Source organism: Paenibacillus rhizoryzae (genome assembly GCF_059686995.1).
This window is the reverse complement of sequence record NZ_JCAALT010000001.1, coordinates 39989-57746: the sequence shown is the minus strand read 5'-3', so window position 1 is coordinate 57746 and position 17758 is coordinate 39989. Positions and strand designations below refer to the sequence as shown.

General features: G+C 50.1%; 13 protein-coding genes. 1 reads left to right on the top strand and 12 read right to left on the bottom strand.

What is annotated here, in order from left to right; all coding sequences use genetic code 11:
• Positions 1–113: 113 nt before the first annotated feature.
• The 8 genes from AC6ESO_RS00245 to AC6ESO_RS00210 all read right to left on the bottom strand — a co-directional run bounded on the left by AC6ESO_RS00245 (position 114) and on the right by AC6ESO_RS00210 (position 10237).
• The gene (locus AC6ESO_RS00245; RefSeq protein WP_497089674.1) at positions 114–1961 is read right to left on the bottom strand and encodes a UbiD family decarboxylase; all 1848 of its coding nucleotides are present in this window, start codon (positions 1959–1961) and stop codon (positions 114–116) included.
• Between the two features lie 116 nt (positions 1962–2077).
• Positions 2078–3943 (bottom strand): bifunctional diguanylate cyclase/phosphodiesterase, encoded by a 1866-nt coding sequence (locus AC6ESO_RS00240; protein WP_497089673.1) that lies wholly within the window; start codon positions 3941–3943, stop codon positions 2078–2080.
• 297 nt (positions 3944–4240) lie between these two features.
• Positions 4241–4699, bottom strand: coding sequence for a DinB family protein (locus tag AC6ESO_RS00235; RefSeq protein WP_497089672.1), 459 nt, complete (start codon positions 4697–4699; stop codon positions 4241–4243).
• 42 nt (positions 4700–4741) lie between these two features.
• Positions 4742–5557, bottom strand: a complete 816-nt coding sequence (locus AC6ESO_RS00230; RefSeq protein ID WP_497089671.1) for an ABC transporter permease — start codon at positions 5555–5557, stop codon at positions 4742–4744.
• Positions 5554–6582, bottom strand: coding sequence for an ATP-binding cassette domain-containing protein (locus AC6ESO_RS00225; protein ID WP_497089670.1), 1029 nt, complete (start codon positions 6580–6582; stop codon positions 5554–5556). Before AC6ESO_RS00225 ends, AC6ESO_RS00230 begins: the two co-directional genes overlap by 4 nt.
• Before the next feature lie 338 nt (positions 6583–6920).
• The gene (locus tag AC6ESO_RS00220) at positions 6921–8099 is read right to left on the bottom strand and encodes an N-acetylglucosamine-6-phosphate deacetylase (RefSeq protein WP_497089669.1); all 1179 of its coding nucleotides are present in this window, start codon (positions 8097–8099) and stop codon (positions 6921–6923) included.
• 47 nt (positions 8100–8146) lie between these two features.
• Positions 8147–9217, bottom strand: coding sequence for a dihydrodipicolinate synthase family protein (locus tag AC6ESO_RS00215; RefSeq protein WP_497089668.1), 1071 nt, complete (start codon positions 9215–9217; stop codon positions 8147–8149).
• Positions 9218–9220: 3 nt separating this feature from the next.
• Positions 9221–10237: an NAD-dependent epimerase/dehydratase family protein gene (locus tag AC6ESO_RS00210; protein ID WP_497089667.1), complete on the bottom strand. Its 1017-nt coding sequence runs from the start codon at positions 10235–10237 to the stop codon at positions 9221–9223.
• A gap of 435 nt (positions 10238–10672) precedes the next feature.
• Between AC6ESO_RS00210 and AC6ESO_RS00205 the strand changes: the two genes are divergently transcribed.
• Positions 10673–11422 (top strand): SDR family oxidoreductase, encoded by a 750-nt coding sequence (locus AC6ESO_RS00205; protein ID WP_497089666.1) that lies wholly within the window; start codon positions 10673–10675, stop codon positions 11420–11422.
• A gap of 60 nt (positions 11423–11482) precedes the next feature.
• Here AC6ESO_RS00205 and AC6ESO_RS00200 read toward each other — a convergent pair whose 3' ends face one another.
• From AC6ESO_RS00200 to AC6ESO_RS00185, 4 genes are all read right to left on the bottom strand, one after another.
• Complete coding sequence (locus AC6ESO_RS00200; RefSeq protein ID WP_497089665.1) at positions 11483–12814, bottom strand: hypothetical protein; 1332 nt, start codon at positions 12812–12814, stop codon at positions 11483–11485.
• A 109-nt stretch (positions 12815–12923) separates the two neighbouring features.
• Positions 12924–14666 carry a methyl-accepting chemotaxis protein gene (locus tag AC6ESO_RS00195; protein ID WP_497089664.1) on the bottom strand — a complete coding sequence of 581 codons (1743 nt, stop codon included), beginning with the start codon at positions 14664–14666 and terminating at the stop codon, positions 12924–12926.
• A 360-nt stretch (positions 14667–15026) separates the two neighbouring features.
• Positions 15027–16304, bottom strand: a complete 1278-nt coding sequence (locus AC6ESO_RS00190) for an L-cysteine desulfidase family protein (protein WP_497089663.1) — start codon at positions 16302–16304, stop codon at positions 15027–15029.
• Positions 16305–16464: 160 nt separating this feature from the next.
• Positions 16465–17733, bottom strand: a complete 1269-nt coding sequence (locus AC6ESO_RS00185) for a Gfo/Idh/MocA family oxidoreductase (RefSeq protein WP_497089662.1) — start codon at positions 17731–17733, stop codon at positions 16465–16467.
• Positions 17734–17758 lie beyond the last annotated feature (25 nt).

The following is a 17758-nucleotide window of genomic DNA, read 5'->3' as shown; positions in this document are numbered from 1 at the left end:
ATGTGTTAGACAATCGCGAGAGTTTCTTGCCAAAAGCATCCAGTGCCAGCGCTATATTACCTAATTTTCCAAACGAAAAACCACTCCATTAGACTTGGAGTGGTTCTAGTTCTTTATGCTTTATTCATCTGGTGGACTCCGCTTAAGCTTGCGCCTTCGGCGAAGAATCGTTTAATGTTCTCTTCCACCGCAGGATCCGGCAGCAGCGGCGGTGCCTGATGCGGTTTCGTGCGCGCATCGATAATGACATTATCGCATGCCCAGTGCTTGAATTCGTAATGGCTGTTTACGCCATAGATATCATGCGAGGGATTGCTGCGGGTAAAGGTCGCCCACAGGAAATTATTCAGCGTTTCACTTACAAATCGGCTGTCATCGCAAAGGATTATCATCGGGCAAGTAGGGATCTCGCCTCGTGCTTGAATCGCCTCGGACAACGCCTGTAATTGATGAGCAGCCTCCGAATAGTTGAGAAATTCCGGCCCTTGGATGGCCACAATGCCAGGCATAACCAGTGAGGCATGCTCGTATCCCGGAAGGGTTCTCAAGACCTCCGGAACCTCTTGGCACAGCTCTCGTTTCTTCTCTCCAACGGCGGCGAAGATCACCTTACTGCCGCTGTTTAAGCCGGTTCCGGAATAATCCAGCGTATCGATCGTCGTATTCGTGTAGAAATGGATATCGCGCTGCAGATTCATTCGCTCCAGGATATAGGTGAGGAACCCTTCGATATCATGCGTATTCAGACGTTGATCCTCTTCGGCCGTAATAAACAAATACTTGGCCAGACTCAATTGGCCGGTTCCCAGAATACGATTCGCGATCGTCAGAATCTCCGCCGGCTGCTTGATTTGCGTATACGGCGTGTACCTTTCGCTGCCAATCGCGAATAGAAGCGGATGTACGCCTGCAGCATCTACGGCGTGAACTTCCTTGACGCCGGGAATTTCCTGCTGAATGGCATCCCCCGTCAACTCATGAATAAGCGCGCCGAATGCGGTATCCTCTTGGGGCGGACGACCAACGACGGTAAAGGGGAAGATCGCACCCGGTCTGGCATAGACTTTATGCACCTTCATGACCGGAAACTCATGCGTGAGGCTGTAATAGCCCAAGTGATCGCCGAAAGGCCCTTCCGGCTTCGTCTCGCCTTGATGGATTTCGCCCGTGATGACAAAGTCTGCATCGTTGCTAATACAGAAGCCATCGATATAGCTATAGTGGAAACGGCGCCCAGCGAGCAAACCTGCGAATGTAAGCTCACTCATGCCTTCCGGCAGCGGCATAACCGCAGATAGCGTATGCGCCGGAGGACCACCGATAAAACAGCTAACCTTAAGCGGTACGCCTAATTTGTTCGCTTTCTGCTGATGCACGCCGATTCCGCGATGGATTTGATAATGAACGCCGATTTCTTTGTTCATCTCATAGTCGTTGCCGCTAAGCTGAATGCGGTACATGCCCAGGTTGGAATTCATAATGCCGGGCTTCGCAGGGTCTTCTGTATAAACTTGCGGCAAGGTGACGAATGCACCGCCATCATCCTGCCAATGTTTGATTAGCGGAAGATCGCTGATTTGAATTTCCTGCAGGGCAACAGGTTGTCCGCCGGACTTTCGCACCGGCAGTGCTTTCCTGGCAGCGAAGCCTGTTCCGATATGCTTGAACGGATTCTTAAGGGCTTGCATGGGATCATTGCGCAGCGCAATCACATGCTGAACCGATTCCCATGTATGCCGGAAAATAAACTTGCTGCGCTCCACCGTCCCGAAGAGGTTGGACACCGCACGAAACTTCGAACCTTTAACATTCTCGAATAATAAGGCAGGGCCGCCGATTTCGAACATTTTCATATGGATGGCCGCCATCTCCAGATGAGGATCCACTTCTTCCCGCACACGGACCAAATGGCCGTTTCGTTCCAGATCCACAATACATTCTTCCAAACTGCGATAGTTCATCGTATGACTCCAATCTCTGAGCTTGCTTTGCTATCTTTCATTATAGCCTTATCGTTAGGAAAATAAAGAGCGTTCCGAATGGTCTCGGAACGCTCGGAGATACGCTGTAATCGGGATTACACGATAACCGCCTGCTGCTTCTGCTCCAGCCAGGCTGTCATATCCTGTGCCGTCATCGGCTTGCTGTAATAGAAGCCTTGCATCACATGGCAGCCTCTGGACTGCAGAATATCGATTTGATCTTGCGTCTCCACGCCTTCAGCGACGACTTCGAGGTTTAAGTTTTTGGCAATCGCAATGATGTTGCTTATGATGGCTTGCTTGGATGACTGTGCGCTCTTATGAATAAAGATTTGATCGATCTTCAGCGTATCCACCGGCAATTCGTCCAACGTGCCGAGTGAGGAGTAGCCCGTACCGAAATCATCAAGCGATACTTTCACCGCTAATTCGCGGATGCTCTGCAGCTGGCTGATAATGTCGTTCACATCGCTCTTCGCGATCGATTCCGTAATTTCCAGCTCCAAATAATTGCCGGGCAAGCCTGAGATTCGAAGTGCCTCGTCGACCATCTCAAACAGCAGCTGACTCTCGAAAATCCGAATCGACATGTTCACAGAAATACAGGTGTGAATGTTATCGTTCTCCTGCCAGTATTTGTTTTGCTTGCAAACCTCCTGAAGCATCCAGCGCGTCATCGGGATGATCATGCCGGTTTCCTCTGCTACTGCAATAAATTCACTTGGCGAAACCGCGCCAAGCTCTGGATGCTGCCAGCGCATTAAAGCTTCCATGCCGCTCAATTGATCCGAACCCGTATCCCACTTCGGCTGATACATGATCGCGAACTCGCCGTGAACCATCGCTTTGCGCATATCTTTCTCCAGCACCAGCTTACGGATCTGATTGCGGCTCATCTCTTCATCGAAGATCCGGAATCGGTTCTTGCCATCCACCTTAGCGGCATACATCGCCGTATCTGCAGCTTTAAGGAGCGAAGAACGGTCAACCCCATGAAACGGAGCGTGACTGATTCCGATGCTGCAAGTCACATACAGCTCATGCGCTTCAATGAAGTAAGCCTGTTTGATTTGGTTCAGCAAGTTAGTAGCAAGCTGCTCCAATATGTCGATGTCCGGCGTTTTCGTTACGACCAGAAACTCGTCGCCTCCGAGCCGGAAAATCATTTCCCCGGCAGTGGCACACAGACGAAGCCGATCCGCAACTTGCTGAAGCAGCTTATCGCCAACATCATGTCCGAGTGTATCATTAATCATTTTAAATCGATCCAGGTCGATAAACAGAAAAGCACCTTGCTCCAGACGATCATTCTTCTCGTTGAAAAACCGCTGCAAGTCGTGTCGGTTTGGAAGATTCGTTAACTGATCGTAATAGGCCATCTTCTCCAGTACATGCCGATCAAAGAATACAGCGCCCCACGAAACAGCCAATATGAAGAAGGTAGATACGGTGACGCCAAACAGCAGGAAAAATTGCGGCTCTCCGCTATCCATCACATGATGGATTTCACTGCTTGAGGTGAAGCTAGCAGCCGCCATGCCCGTATAATGCATACCGCAAATTGCTATGCCCATTACAATCGCTGAAATGAGCTTCCACAACGTGAAATCGGGAGAGTAGCGGAGTTTGTGAAACAAATAAAGTGCCGCATAGGAGGCTGCCAGCGCAATACCTGCGGATAATAACCATAACGTCACATCATAGGTCACTTCTCCCGGCATACGCATGGCACTCATGCCCGTATAATGCATCGCCACAATGCCGCATCCCATAATCAATCCACCTAAGGCATACCTCAGCGGGCTGGACTGACTTCTGGCAGTAATGCGAAACGCTATAAACGACGCCAAGATGCTGCCAAGCGACGATAGGATCGTAGTTGTTGTATCGTATGTAACTTTCGTATCCATATGATAGGCAAGCATGCCGACAAAATGCATCGACCATACGCCCATTCCCATGACCAATGAGCCTGAAACCAACCAAATCGTACGCGTTCTGCCACTCGATCGCGTAATTTTGCCCGCTAAATTTAAAGCTGAATAGGATGCCATGACCGCAATTGCAAAAGATAGGAGGACAATCCATATATTAAAGTGACCCTGCATACGCTCTATGGGAATCCCCTCTCTCCGGACGAATTAATAGAAGCAATTCTATTATATGTTATTCGACATCCTCTCTCATAGCAGAAATATTTTTTGTCTGAAAATGCAATAAAAAGCCACTTCTTATCGAAGTGGCACCTCTAACTTCCGCTATCCTCGGCTGACAAAAAACGGCAGCTTCTCCAAACCGGCTATTCGCAAATAGATAAACATCTGACCTTTGTGATGAATCTCATGATCCTTAGCATTCTGAAGTAGGACACTGCCTCGAATGACATTTCCGAAGAAATCAATCGGTTGATCCAACTGCTCCGGCGTGATCGTCCTCATAATCGCTTCCGTTCGCGCCGTTTCGGCTTCTATGTTGGCTCGTAGCTCATCGATCGTCGTGAAAGGTTTCGGTGGAACAGCCGGCGTGTAAGCCCCGTTCTGTACCGTTGAAGCAAACATGCCCATCGAACCGGTGATATGCAGGACAAGACCCGATAGCGACATGCCTTGTTCCCACGGCTTCATCTGGAGCTGCTCGGTAGTTACATCCGTCAGCATTTGATGCAAAACTCTGCGATGGCTCAGCCAATCCGAAATAAATCCATTGATCATTGTCATCTCTAGCATGCTCCTTAAGTTTCTCAGCTTATAGTATATGCACTATGTGCGGCGCATATAAGCTCTGACCGTAATTGGTGCAAAGATCGCTACGATAACAGCTGCACCGATAAGGGAAATGCCAAGGTCCCAGCCAACCGTTCCGTTGTTGGCCAAATCTCGAACTGCCGTAACGAGGTGCGAGATGGGATTGATTTTGACAAAAAACTGAAGCCAGTCCGGCATCGTGTCAGCAGGCACAAATGCGTTAGACAGGAACGTTAGCGGAAACAACACAAGCATAGATATTCCCTGAACACTCGAAGCCGTACGCGCGATGACGCCGAAGAAAGCGAAGATCCAGCTGATAGCCCAAGAGCAGGCAACAACTATTACACCGGCTAAAGCAACATGCTCCAAGCCGCCTTCCGGACGATACCCCATAATGTATCCCATGCTAAACGTGAGCACCGTGGCTATCGTATACCGAATGGTATCCGCTAACAGCGCTCCCGCAAGCGGTGCGATACGAGCGATTGGCAGCGACTTGAATCGGTCAAATACACCTTTATCCATGTCCTCCCGAAGCTGAACCCCCGTGACGATGGAAGTCGTAATAACCGTCTGCACGAGGATACCGGGAATGATAACCGGCAAGTAGCTCGCGACGTCTCCGGAGATCGCACCGCCGAAGATATAGGTAAACATCAGCGTGAATATAATAGGCTGCAACGTGACATCGAACAATTGCTCGGGTGTGCGCCGAATCTTCAGTATTCCTCGGTAAGCCATTGTAAGCGAGTTCCGTATGGTTTGGCCAAGGCTTGTATGGTTCTTTAGTTTGAGCTCTGCGGCTGATTTAATCGTTGTTCCACTCATGCTCTTGCCTCCTTCGCTTTGTACATTTCATCGGTGCCCTGTGTCGTTGTCGCATCTTCCTTGACACCTTCGCCCGTAATCGTTAGGAATACTTCATCAAGCGTCGGTTTCTGCACGCTCATCTCGGACAAATGAATGCCAGCCGTACGAAGTGCAATCAACAGATCGGTAACGAGGTCTGCATTCGCCATCGGAGCCGTAATCTTGCTTGCTTCGGATGATATTTTGGTTGGGACGCCCAGCACCTGTTCAATAATATGACGCGCACTGTTGTTATCCTCCGGATCTACAAGGCGCAGATGCAGCGATGACGTACCGACGGATGCTTTCAGTTCATCTACCGTGCCTTCCGCCACTACTTTGCCAGTGTCGATAACCGCGATCCGGTCCGCTAATTGATCGGCCTCATCGAGGTACTGTGTAGTTAGAAGCACGGTTGACCCCGTCTTCACGAGGCGGCGAATCGTGTCCCACATCTGTGCACGAGTACGTGGATCCAAACCGGTTGTTGGCTCATCCAAGAAGATAAGCGGTGGCTGCGCAATCAGGCTCGCTGCCAAATCCAGCCGGCGCCGCATACCGCCCGAGAAGTTCTTGAGCGGACGTTTAGCCGCCTCTGTCAAACCAAATTCCTCAAGCAGCTCCGCTGCCTTACGGCGGGATTCAGCCCGTCCAAGTCCAAGCAGGCGGGAGAAGATGATCAGGTTCTCAGTAGCGCTAAGGGATTCGTCTACTGATGCATATTGTCCGGTTACTCCGATTAACTGACGGACGATCTGAGACTCCTTCACCACATCATGCCCGAAGATTCTCGCCGAGCCTTCGTCCGGACGAAGCAGCGTCGCCAGCATTCGAATTGTTGTTGTTTTACCTGCCCCATTCGGTCCGAGCACACCGTAGATCGAACCGGTACGCACTTTCAAATCCACCCCATCTACAGCACGGTTATCGCCAAAAGTTTTGACGAGTCCTTGTGCTTCAACAGCCCAATCGCCGTTTGATCCGCTTTTGTTTCCGTAAGCCATTGCAATTCCTCCTAGATAACTGATTACTTAGGATGTTATCTCAAATTTATGAACTGAATATGAACCATAACAAAAAACGCTTGGGGCTCCCAAGCGTTTCATCAATAAATGAAATTTAACGACCCGTAGGGGCCTTATTTACTCGAATTACCGAACTCGGAGATTCTAACGAATCGTACGGGCCTTATTGTCGCTTATTGGGATCTCAAACACACAAAAACCTACAAATAAGACCTCCACGGTTCGTTAGCTCCAATCCGACGCTATTTTCGGGCAAATAAGACCTGTACCGTTCGTTAGAGTATTCCGCGTGCGGATGTTATGAAAAGTTTGCATCTTTAGAAGGAAGAATATGCGATGGCGCCATGAATATAGGTTTGGACAACCTGAAGGCGACCATCAGTGTTTCGATAAGTGACTACGTTAGCCGGCGCACCGATCGTGATCCCTTCACCGCCCGGTAACCCGAGGAAACCTGCAGGACGAATGGACGCCATGTCCCAGGCTTGCTCCAATGGGCATATTCCGGTACGTGCTAAGTGCTGTACACCTTCGATTAGCGACTGCACAGAGCCGGCGAGCACATTCGGATTGGCGGCCAAATGCAGCTTCCCTTCCGGTGTCTTCACGACTTGCCCGCCGATTGGCTGCTCATACGCACCGGCAGGCATCCCGCTTAATGACACAACATCACTCACAAGCATGGCATTGTCACCTTTCACCCGCATCACAACCTTGAGGAATGATTCCGGTACATGAAAGCCATCTCCAATTAAACAGGCTGAAAGTCGATCTTCTGCAAGCTGGTCCCACAAATAGTTCGGATGTCTGGGCAGCATGGCGTGTGAGCCATTGCCCAGATGCGTCGATAATCGCGCTCCGGCATCCACCGCTCGAGCAATCTGTTCGGCGCTCGCCTTCGTATGCCCAATCGAAACCATGACGCCACTTTGTACACAATTGCGGATAAAAGCCGCCGACGTCTCCCACTCCGGAGACAGGGTGACAATCTTGATCAGACCTTCCGCGGCTTCCTGCCAACTCTGGAAAAGCTCCCAATTCGGCGCGATGACATAGTCTCGATTATGAGCGCCTCGCGGGCCATCCTCCGGAGATATGAAGGGACCTTCCAAATGAATGCCCGCAATGCTTTTCTCCAGCAGGGGCTGCGTTCGACGAGCGCTGGCAATTTCGGATGCAAAATAGGCGATTTTCTCCGGACTGTTCGTAATGATTGTAGGGAAATAAGCCGTAACTCCCTCCCGCCAAAGATGGCTCGAGATTCGGCTAACCAGATTTTCCGTATATGGGTTGAGGTTTAAATCATGTCCCATATAGCCGTTTACTTGTAGATCGACGAGACCGGGAGCTAGATAAGGTAAGCCGGAATGGCTCATCTGGCGTTCATCAAGCTGGTCAATGTTCGAAATGAACCCGTTCACCGTGTGAATACGAATGGGCCTTCGGCTGTGGTAATGAATACCTTCGATAGGGCCGGGACAAGCTTGTTCTGTCATCCTCCATCGTCTCCTTTAAGCAGGTAGAGCATCATCAATCCCCGCCTCTAGCCTGCAAGCCATTCAGGCAGATGCTGCCTTACAAATTCATCATCGTTCAGATGGGGATAATCTCTATACATGCGGTCAATTTCTTCCTTCTGACCGGCAGACAGATCCTCATGCGGGTTCAAGCACCAAATCCCTTTCAACAAACCTTGACGTCTGAGTACTTCATGAATGCCCGGAATACAGCCGGCAAAGCCGTGAGCCGGATCGAAGAACGCAGCATTCGTATCCGTCACTTCCACATTTCGCGTCAGCCAATCGATCGGAATAGCTGCTTGCGCCCGGGCCTGCTTGATCTCCTCCAGTAGCTCTACCGCTTTAGCCGTCCATACCGCCCAATGGCCCAGCAAGCCGCCAACGATTCTTTTCTCAATCTGCTGCCCGTCAACAGTAAAGCGATATGTCGTCAGCAGGTCGTTCACGATATTATCATCGTTGCCCGTGTACAGCGCAATGTCATCCCGTCGATCGGAGCAGCAAACGGCGCGCACCACATCGATCGTTTGATAGCGATTGAACGGCGCCAGTTTAATGGCTATCACACCGGGAATGTCAGCGAATGCCCGCCAGAACTCGTAACTGAACACCTTGCCTCCGACTGAAGGCTGCAGATAGAAGCCAATGACCGGGATGATTGCAGCTACTTTCTCCGTACGCTTCAACAGCTCCGCTTCCGATAAGCCGGCAAGTCCGCCCATGCTGAGCAGCCCGGCATCATACCCATATCCTCTTGCAATTACCGCTTCATTCATAGCCTGTTCCACTGGGCCGCAGATGCCTGCAACTCGGATAAATGGACGCGCTAGCTCTGCTCGGTCCACCTCTTCGGCAGCTAGTCGAAGCACCTGCTCATATAAACCGAATTTCGGATCGCGAATTTCGAACTGCGTGGAATGGACCCCTACTGCGATCCCTCCCGCTCCGGCAGCCAAATAATAGCGGGTCAATGCCCGTTGATGCGTGACATCCAGCCGGCGGTGCTCATCCAGTGCGAGCGGATGGGCCGGAATGACAAGCCCATCGTGTAAGGCGCGATATTGCTCAGGGGTCAATTGCCGCGGGCTGCTCATCAATTAAAACTTCCCCTTTCGCTCTTGGAAATGGGTCTGTTTGTTCAATGTCATCCCGTCTGCCTTCACCCATTCCGTAACCCAGTCGATCATTTGGAGAAGCGAAACACGGGGATAGCCGAACAGCTGATGGCATTTGGCCGCATTATTGAGCAGCGCATTCTCGGCTTCTATGCTTTGGAAGACAGGTTCTATCTCGAATCGTTTGCCAAACTCCTCTGCAGCCCAGCGGATCGACATCGTCTCCGGCCCGGTCACATTCAGGAAACCGGCTGGAGCTTCGCAAATCAGCAAAGAGCGGATCGCAATTTCATTGGCGTCTCCCTGCCAGATGACGTTCGCATGTCCCATCGTCAAGTCAATTGGCCGGCCTTCTTTAACAGATTTGGCGATTTCAAGGAGCACCCCGTAGCGCATATCAATGGCATAGTTCAGTCGGTAAATCACCATCGGAATCTGGTACTTCTTCGAGAAATGCTCGAAGATCCGCTCTCGTCCCAAGCAGGATTGACCGTATTCACCTACCGGATTCGGGGAAATGGATTCACTTGCTCCTCCATAACCAACCGGTGTGAACGGATAGACATTGCCGGAGGAGAACACAACGATGCGCGAGTTGCGATACTTCTCCGCTACTCTGCCGGGGAGATACGCGTTCATCGCCCAGGTGAACGATTCATTGCCCGTTGTACCGAATTTGTTGCCGGCCATATAGATGACGTTTCCCACTTCCGGCAATGCTTGGAGCTGCTCATCGTCTAACAGGTCGCAGGCAATCGTCTCCACCCCATCCGCCTCGAGCTGTCCCTGCAATCCTCGCTCGGAGAAACGGGATACACCGATGACTCGCTTACTAACACCAGCTTGTCGAATCGCATTGAGCAACAATCTGGCAAGACTTGGCCCCATTTTCCCGCCTACGCCTAGCAGCAGAATATCTCCATCCAACTTGCGGATGTCGTTAATTAACGCTTCCGATGGTTCAGCAAGCTTAGCCTCCAGTTGATCGACCGTTTGCATCGTTCTGAGCTCCTCTCGAATGATACGTCTTTAAGTCCATCTTAAAGGCCACTCTATTAAAAGACAAATCTTTAAATTGTCCTTTAATAGCTTGAGAAAAAGACTGTATTTAGGCTATCGAGGTGGGCTGCAAGCTATTGATTTAACGATATGGTTACTTTGTATGTTTGAATAATTGCCCACAACCAGTGACACAATTTAATGAGGAAATAGACGTAAATGAGTGATTAGAAGTGAATCCAGTCCGCAGAATCAGCGGATTTTGCATGCTGCGAGCTTACGGAAACGGGAATCCGGAAATAAAACGATGATCGTTTGTCACACATTTATGCCGACTATCGTTTTATAAGTGTTCTGAAAACAACACGCTGGCGTCCAGGTCTTCGCAATTGAAAATAAGCTCTAAAAATACAAGTAATATCTAGGAGGATTCATATGAAAATCGTTGTTATCGGTGGCAGTGGACTTATTGGGAAGAAACTCGTCACTAATTTAAAGGGGCTTGGCCATGATGTAGTGGCAGCCTCTCCTTCCTTAGGCATCAATTCCGTTACCGGAGAAGGACTGGCTGAAGCGATCAGCGGCGCGCAAGTTGTCGTTGACGTTTCGAACGCTCCTTCTTGGGAGGATCAAGCGGTTCTGGAATTCTTTGAAACATCGACGCGTAATTTGCTTAAAGCGGAAGCGGAGGCTGGCGTGAAACATCATGTTGCATTGTCGGTCGTTGGTACGGATGGACTTCTGGAGAGTGGTTACTTCCGTGCTAAAATGGCACAAGAAGAAATGATTAAAGCTTCCAACATTCCTTATACTATTGTTCGCGCAACGCAATTTTTCGAGTTTGTTGAAAGCATTGCTCAATTCTCTACAGAAGGTCAAACCGTCCGTATGCCGTCTCATTTCATTCAGCCAATCGTTTCAGACGATGTGGCTGCCGCAGTTGCGGACTATGCACTAGAAGCTCCGGTAAATGGCCTCGTTGATCTTGCAGGGCCTGAACGTATGGGTCTGGATGAACTCGTTCGTCGATTCCTAAGCATCACGAAAGACGCAAGACAAGTTGTGACAGACGACAATGCCCCTTACTATGGCGTGGTGTTAAATCAATATTCGCTTGTTCCCGTTGGCGAGGCACGCATTGCAACGACGCGTTTCGAGGATTGGTTAAACCGCACAACCAACTAAATGTAATCATGAATAGGACCATCCTCCTGTCTTCGAGACGGAGAGGATGGTCTTTTTCTTTTAAAGAAAGACAAGCCGGAAGATTTGACGCGGTCTTCCCCTTGGCACCTTCTCCACGCCTGCAATGACGACCAAATCATGATCAATCCACTGCAGTAGAAGTCGATGTGCACTCCTTACAGTTATGTCCAATATCGCAGCCAGCTCATGTACCATGTAGTCCGTTTTTCCGGTGCGGGCCACCTGCGCCATCAGCTTACTTAAGTAAACGGAGGTCATGCCCGCATCCTCTGCTTTCTTAATCAGCTCTGTATCTGTCAAAGACAATGCGACTTCGAGCGGATCCGCCATCGCAAGCGGGCCGATTAATGCTTTATCTTCGCCGACAATAAAGCAGGTATCGCCACCGGCTTCTTTCGACTTGCGCAGGGCAATTCTGGCATGCGTGCCTGCTTCATTGGCAGAGCGCCCGAAGCCCATTCCAATACTCAAGGAAATGCCGAATTTATGATAGACGCTCCGGCCAAGCGGAATGGTTTTGTAGCCTCCGGTGACCCTCTCGAATATGCCCCTTGTCGTAATAAACAAATATTCATCGCCGCCGAGATGAGTCAGATAACCGGCCAAGGACTCTACATAATCAAGCAGCATCCGGTGGATCTCGAGCTTGAACTTCTGCACCTCGTGTTCAGAAGTGTGCGTATGGATCCGTTTCTCAAAATGGTCTAAATTCACGAAGCCAACAACAATTTGAGCTTCCCTGCTTTGACGCGTTTCCGTCGACAGCAGCGCTCGCTCCAGTGCAACCGTAATATTCTGGTCCGTCGGGATGACCCACTCATTGGGAATGCCCAGCTCCGTTAATCCCGATGCGACAGACTCATCGGCCGTCATCGCGGCATCACAATCACCTGATTCAAATAACTCTTTATGAAAAGAAACTAATGCTTCGCTGGATGAATCCAGATGTCCGTTGTAGTGGAGCGCAATGATTCTCGTTTCCTTGATCTCATTCAAGGATTTGGTCACCATCTGTTTGCCTAACGTATCCATAGAAACTCGGAGCTCTTTATCCGGTCCAAGCGAATTCTTCAATCGCGAGAGCGAGCGATAAAATCCGGTATCCGTAAGCGGTATGTAATGAAGCGCTACCTTCAAATTGGTTTGTTCGCGAATTCTGTTGTACGGTATAGGGCCGGAAACAAGAAGCACTTCAACATCATCCTCGATCTCTTCTGCTATTCGAGGCGCCTCGTCTTCGATCTCGTAGGGCAGCGGGATTGGCCGAAAAGACGGGAAGGCTTTCATAACCTTTACGATCTGGGCAACTAATCCGGCCGGTCCAATAATGCCGATCGAAATCCCTTTCGCCGACGATGTGATGCTCTGCATAGTTTGACCTCCAACTTTAAAAGACATTAACGATAAATTGTCTTTAAATGATGATAGCACGAATCGGATGACCTCGCCATTTGGAGACCATCCGATTCTAAAGTTTCTCTTATTCGATGTTGAACCGGCTAACAGCTTCGCTAAGCTTGCCGGCCATGATTCGAAGCTGCTCGGAAGCACCGGCGACTTCTTCAACCGAAGCAAGCTGCTCTTCAGATGCAGCTGCAACATGATGCGAATTACTCGACGATCGTTTGGCAATCTGCTCCTGCTCTACAACCGTCGCCGCAATTTGCTCGCTGCCGGCAGACATTTGCTGACAGGCCGCTGATACATCCTGCACCAGATCCGATACTTGCTTGATCGATTCAAGGATCGCGCGAATCGAGTCGCCCGTCGTTTGGGCCAGCTCTGTACCTGCGCGAGCATCCTCCGCCGAAACCTCAAGAACCGAAGATGCTGACGCCGTCTGCTCCTTGATCGCTTGAAGAATCGTTCGAATCTCATCCGAGGATTCTCTGGAGCGTTCTGCCAATTTACGTATTTCTTGCGCAACTACCGCAAAGCCCTTGCCGTGTTCGCCTGCACGAGCCGCTTCAATCGATGCATTCAAGGCGAGCAGATTCGTTTGACCCGCCACCTCTGTAATGAGTGTGAGAATCTCGTCCACTTTGCCGCTTGAGCGCTGCAGTTCCCGCATCGTATCCGATGCTTGGAGAACACCGGCTTTAATCGAAATCATTTGGTGAACGGTGTCCTTCAGTGCTTGTTCTCCATCTGAGGCACGTTCAGACGTATGTATAGCCAGATCCGAAACGGCAGCCGAAGATTCCGTAATGCGCTGAATGCCAATCGCCATCTCGGTCATCGCCCGCTGGGTTTCTTGAGAGCTGTTGAACTGCGCTTCGGCCCCGGAAGCAACCGTTTGTATCGCGATCGTAATTTCCTGTGTGGCCTGGGTGGATTGTTTCGCAAATTCTTTTAAGTTCAAGGAGGAGACGGTCACTTCGTCCGAGGTTTGCTTGATGTTGCTGGTCAACTCGCGCAAGCTATGCAGCATTTCGTTAAAGGAGGACGCAGCTCGGCCGATTTCATTGCTGCTCGTAACCGGCATACTGAGGGTCAAGTTGCCTTTCGCTGCTTCCTGTGCCGCAGCTGCCAGCATGCCAAGCGGTCGAACGGTAGAACGAATAAGAAAGAAAAGAATGCCAATCGCAACAGCCGCAGCGAGCACTCCGATCCCAATGACTCCCCATAATAAAGCAGACAGCTCACGCTTAACTTTGCCGTAATCGTAATCGAGTCCGAACATGGCAACGATGTTGCCTTCATCATCTTTAACCGGGGCCAGATAAGAAATCCATGTGCCACTATCATCCGAGTAAGCGCTGGTTAACAGCGTCTCTCCTGCCATAACGCGATTATATCCATTCAGAAACACGTCATCCAACGGGTAATCCGTTCCGTTATCGTCGCTTCCTTCGCTGCTTAGGCTGGACTGAATCATGGTGATGAGATTCGGCTGCCCCTCTTTGTCGAATTTGTTCGTGGACATATAGTAGGCGTTGGTTAAGTTATCGTCGTCGATCATCGCATTCAGCTGCTGCTGCAAGCTTGCGACGTTGGCCGCTTGCGGAGTCTGTTTGCTCTCATACGCCTTAGCCACAGCTGCAATGAGTTTGCCGCTAACTTCTGCTTGAGCGCCGAGCTTTGCTCCGATGTCTGTAAACGCTTGAAAGGCTGCCTTCTTCTGCTCGTTGTATAAGAGACCTACCATAACCGCGATTAGACAGAGAAAAAGGATGGAGAGCACCAAAGTGGATGTGACGGCCAGGCTTCTGCGTTTGGACATAAAGGACAACCTAAACACCTCGTTACTCAAGTTTTATTGGCTTCAGTATACTAGTTACTTGTTAAGAAAATAGGTTGCTAAACGTTTAATTTCTGTTAGTCCTTAGCCCAGTTCGCGCAAGCGATCACGAACATCACTCACTACTCTAACGAACCGTAGAGGTCTTATTGGGTCGAAAAGGGCTCCTCAAATATTCTAACGAACCACAGAGGCCTTATTAAGTTGAAATTGGCTGAAATCCACAAGCTTTTAGCATAATAGCGCCCGTACGGTTCGTTAGAACTATGAGGTTATATATTCTGGTTAGCCTAAACATACGAAAATCCGCCCAGAAGGCGGATTCGTCCTTATTCCTTTTTTTTATTCCTTATTTAGCATCATATCGAGTATAAGCGTATCGATATCCGAGGTCGCTTCATTTCCGATCCGGCAGAAATTATCGATCGTTCTCTCCGCATCATTCTCGATAAAGCCATTCGTCGAGGAGATGGTCATCCCTTTCGACGCCAGAAGCGCCGATTGAACGGCCGCGCTTGTGCAAGTGGCTACTTTCATCGCGCAGCCGCCCTTAGCACCATCGCACATCATCCCGGTTACATTGCCGAGCATGTTCTGGATCGCGCCTTTGATCTCCGATTTACCTCCGCCAAGCAAGTAGGTAATCCCGCAGCTTGCGCCTGTACCGGATACCGTAACGCCGCATAACGCGGATAAACGGCCGAATTTCGATTTGATATAGATCGTAACCAAATGGCTCAGCGCAACTGCGCGTATCAGCTTCTCCTCCGATACGCCCAGCTTCTCTGCGGCTGCAATAACCGGATTCGTCGCTGCAATGCCTTGATTTCCGCTGCCGGAATTCGCCATAACAGGCATCGTCGATCCCGCCATACGCGCATCCGATCCCGCTGCGGCAAGCGCCATCGCGTGAGAGATTAAATCGTCGGACAGAATCCCTTTCTGCACGTTTTCTTTAATCGTCTTCCCAACTTCAAGACCATAGGAATTGGCTAACCCGTCTAACCCGGCCTTGCGGTTCAACTCAATGCTTTGCTTGACGAGATGAAGTTCTTGCGGATCAATCGCATTCACGAAATCCACGATCGCATCTATAGACAGCTCGCCGCGTTCCTCCTTGGAACTCTTAAAGCTAACATTCGCGCAGCCGCCCGATTCGACGACCTTGCCATCCACTTCAATAAGCGTAATATTCGTGTGATTGTCCGTAATCACAACCTTCGCGTAGCCGGCTGCTGTTTCCGCGACGACCTCTATATAGAGTTTTCGAGGCGTGTCTGCGAGATGAAACACTGCAGTACCTTGCTCCACCATGGCTTGAGCCATTGCGATATCTTCGGAAGTAATATCGGCGAGAACTTCCAGCTGCTTGTCGGCATTGCCTGCCAGTGCACCTAAAGCAGCGACAAAATCAATTCCAGTCAGCTCCGTACCGGGTATTCCGACAGCCAATGCATTCTTGATGATACCCGCACTCGCTTTGACTTCGATTTTCACAAGCTGATCACGCAGATACGTTTTAGCTTTTGCCGCAGCTAAGGCGATTGCCACCGGTTCCGTACAGCCAAGCGCGACAACGAGCTCATTTTGCAAGATTTGAATGAAATTGTGCTTCTCCAACTTATGTCCTCCTAGAACACCTAAAGGCACCGTACACCTTCGCATAATTCTAAAAATATACTATAGTTTGCTCCTCTGAATCAATCATATTCCCAAGTAAGTTTTAACCTTTTATCAGAATTAAAAAGAGAGACCGCTTATCGCTAAGCAGTCCCTCCGTTTATTTCGTTGCACGATGCTGCATCAATTCTTCCGCATAGGCGGTTAACTCGATTGATTTTCCGCCGTTCAAGCGAGATTCTTCGGCAGCGAATGCCATCAAATGGCTGCGTACAGAAGCGACTGCCGATGTTAAAGTCTCTTGTCCGTGATAGTTCCGCACATCGGTCAGGAAACTTCTGACGATACCGGCATCGCCGCCGCCATGTCCGCTTGATTGCGATGGGATCGTAATTTCGGTTTTTTGGTGCGTCAGGAAATCAAATAAGGTGATCTTATCATCATCCCCGCGCAGCTCGCCGCGTGTACCCATAATTTGAATTCTGCGTTCCTGCTCGAACGTAAAGCCGCACATGCTAAACATCGCAGTTGCGCCGTTCGCAAACTCCATGCCAACGACTTGATGATCGACCACGTTATTGTCGCTCTTGTAGACGCAGCGGCCGTAATTTGTTTCGCGCAACCCTTGGACGATATTCTCTTTCGTAAGCTCCGGCGTAAAATGTCTGGCCCAGCCCTTAAATTGCTCGCTTAAATAGAAACGAGGCGCAGAATAAGGACAAGTCGTTTCAACCGCGCAATCGAGACAACGATCGGCGGACCCTTCCGGTGCATTCGCATCATTGAAGTGCATAAGCGATCCGTAGGAATTCACACGCACGCATGGCTGATCCATCAACCAGGACAGCACATCCATGTCATGGCATGATTTTGCTAATATCATCGGGCTGGACGTATCGGAATTGTTCCAATTCCCTCTGACGAAGCTATGCGCGATATGCCAATAGCCCACGTTCTCATTGAGCTGGATCGATACGATATCGCCGATATGTCCCTCGCTCAGAATTTGCTTAATCTTGCTCCAGAACGGGGTATACCGCAGCACATGGCAGATCGATAACAGACAGTTATTCTCGCGAGCCGCCTGTTCCATTTGCAGACACTCAAGCGGGTCCGGGGACATCGGCTTCTCCAGCAGAACATGGTATTTGTTATTTAAGGCCTGTACGGTGGGGTGAAAATGCATCCGGTCCATCGTGCAAATGACGGCGATATCAGCAAGCTTCGGATTCGCCAGCAGGTGCTCCCAGGATTCAAAACACATCGCGCCCGGAATATTATGCTGCTGTGCAAACTTCTCCCGTCGATTCGCATCCGGCTCGGCTACCGCAACGAATTTCAATTCATGCGGATAATCAAGGGCAAAAGGAGCGTAGCTGCCTGCTCCCCTTGCACCTGCGCCAATTAGTATGGCAGTAAGTTGAGCCATGTTGTCTCCCCCATTTGGTTCATAG

Excerpts from the sequence above, each read along its gene's own strand:
- AC6ESO_RS00245 (WP_497089674.1), bottom strand. The coding sequence starts at position 1,961 with ATGAACTATCGCAGTTTGGAAGAATGTATTGTGGATCTGGAACGAAAC.
- AC6ESO_RS00240 (WP_497089673.1), bottom strand. The coding sequence starts at position 3,943 with ATGGGAATGGGCGTATGGTCGATGCATTTTGTCGGCATGCTTGCCTAT.
- AC6ESO_RS00235 (WP_497089672.1), bottom strand. The coding sequence starts at position 4,699 with ATGACAATGATCAATGGATTTATTTCGGATTGGCTGAGCCATCGCAGA.
- AC6ESO_RS00230 (WP_497089671.1), bottom strand. The coding sequence starts at position 5,557 with ATGAGTGGAACAACGATTAAATCAGCCGCAGAGCTCAAACTAAAGAAC.
- AC6ESO_RS00225 (WP_497089670.1), bottom strand. The coding sequence starts at position 6,582 with ATGGCTTACGGAAACAAAAGCGGATCAAACGGCGATTGGGCTGTTGAA.
- AC6ESO_RS00220 (WP_497089669.1), bottom strand. The coding sequence starts at position 8,099 with ATGACAGAACAAGCTTGTCCCGGCCCTATCGAAGGTATTCATTACCAC.
- AC6ESO_RS00215 (WP_497089668.1), bottom strand. The coding sequence starts at position 9,217 with ATGAGCAGCCCGCGGCAATTGACCCCTGAGCAATATCGCGCCTTACAC.
- AC6ESO_RS00210 (WP_497089667.1), bottom strand. The coding sequence starts at position 10,237 with ATGCAAACGGTCGATCAACTGGAGGCTAAGCTTGCTGAACCATCGGAA.
- AC6ESO_RS00205 (WP_497089666.1), top strand. The coding sequence starts at position 10,673 with ATGAAAATCGTTGTTATCGGTGGCAGTGGACTTATTGGGAAGAAACTC.
- AC6ESO_RS00200 (WP_497089665.1), bottom strand. The coding sequence starts at position 12,814 with ATGCAGAGCATCACATCGTCGGCGAAAGGGATTTCGATCGGCATTATT.
- AC6ESO_RS00195 (WP_497089664.1), bottom strand. The coding sequence starts at position 14,666 with ATGTCCAAACGCAGAAGCCTGGCCGTCACATCCACTTTGGTGCTCTCC.
- AC6ESO_RS00185 (WP_497089662.1), bottom strand. The coding sequence starts at position 17,733 with ATGGCTCAACTTACTGCCATACTAATTGGCGCAGGTGCAAGGGGAGCA.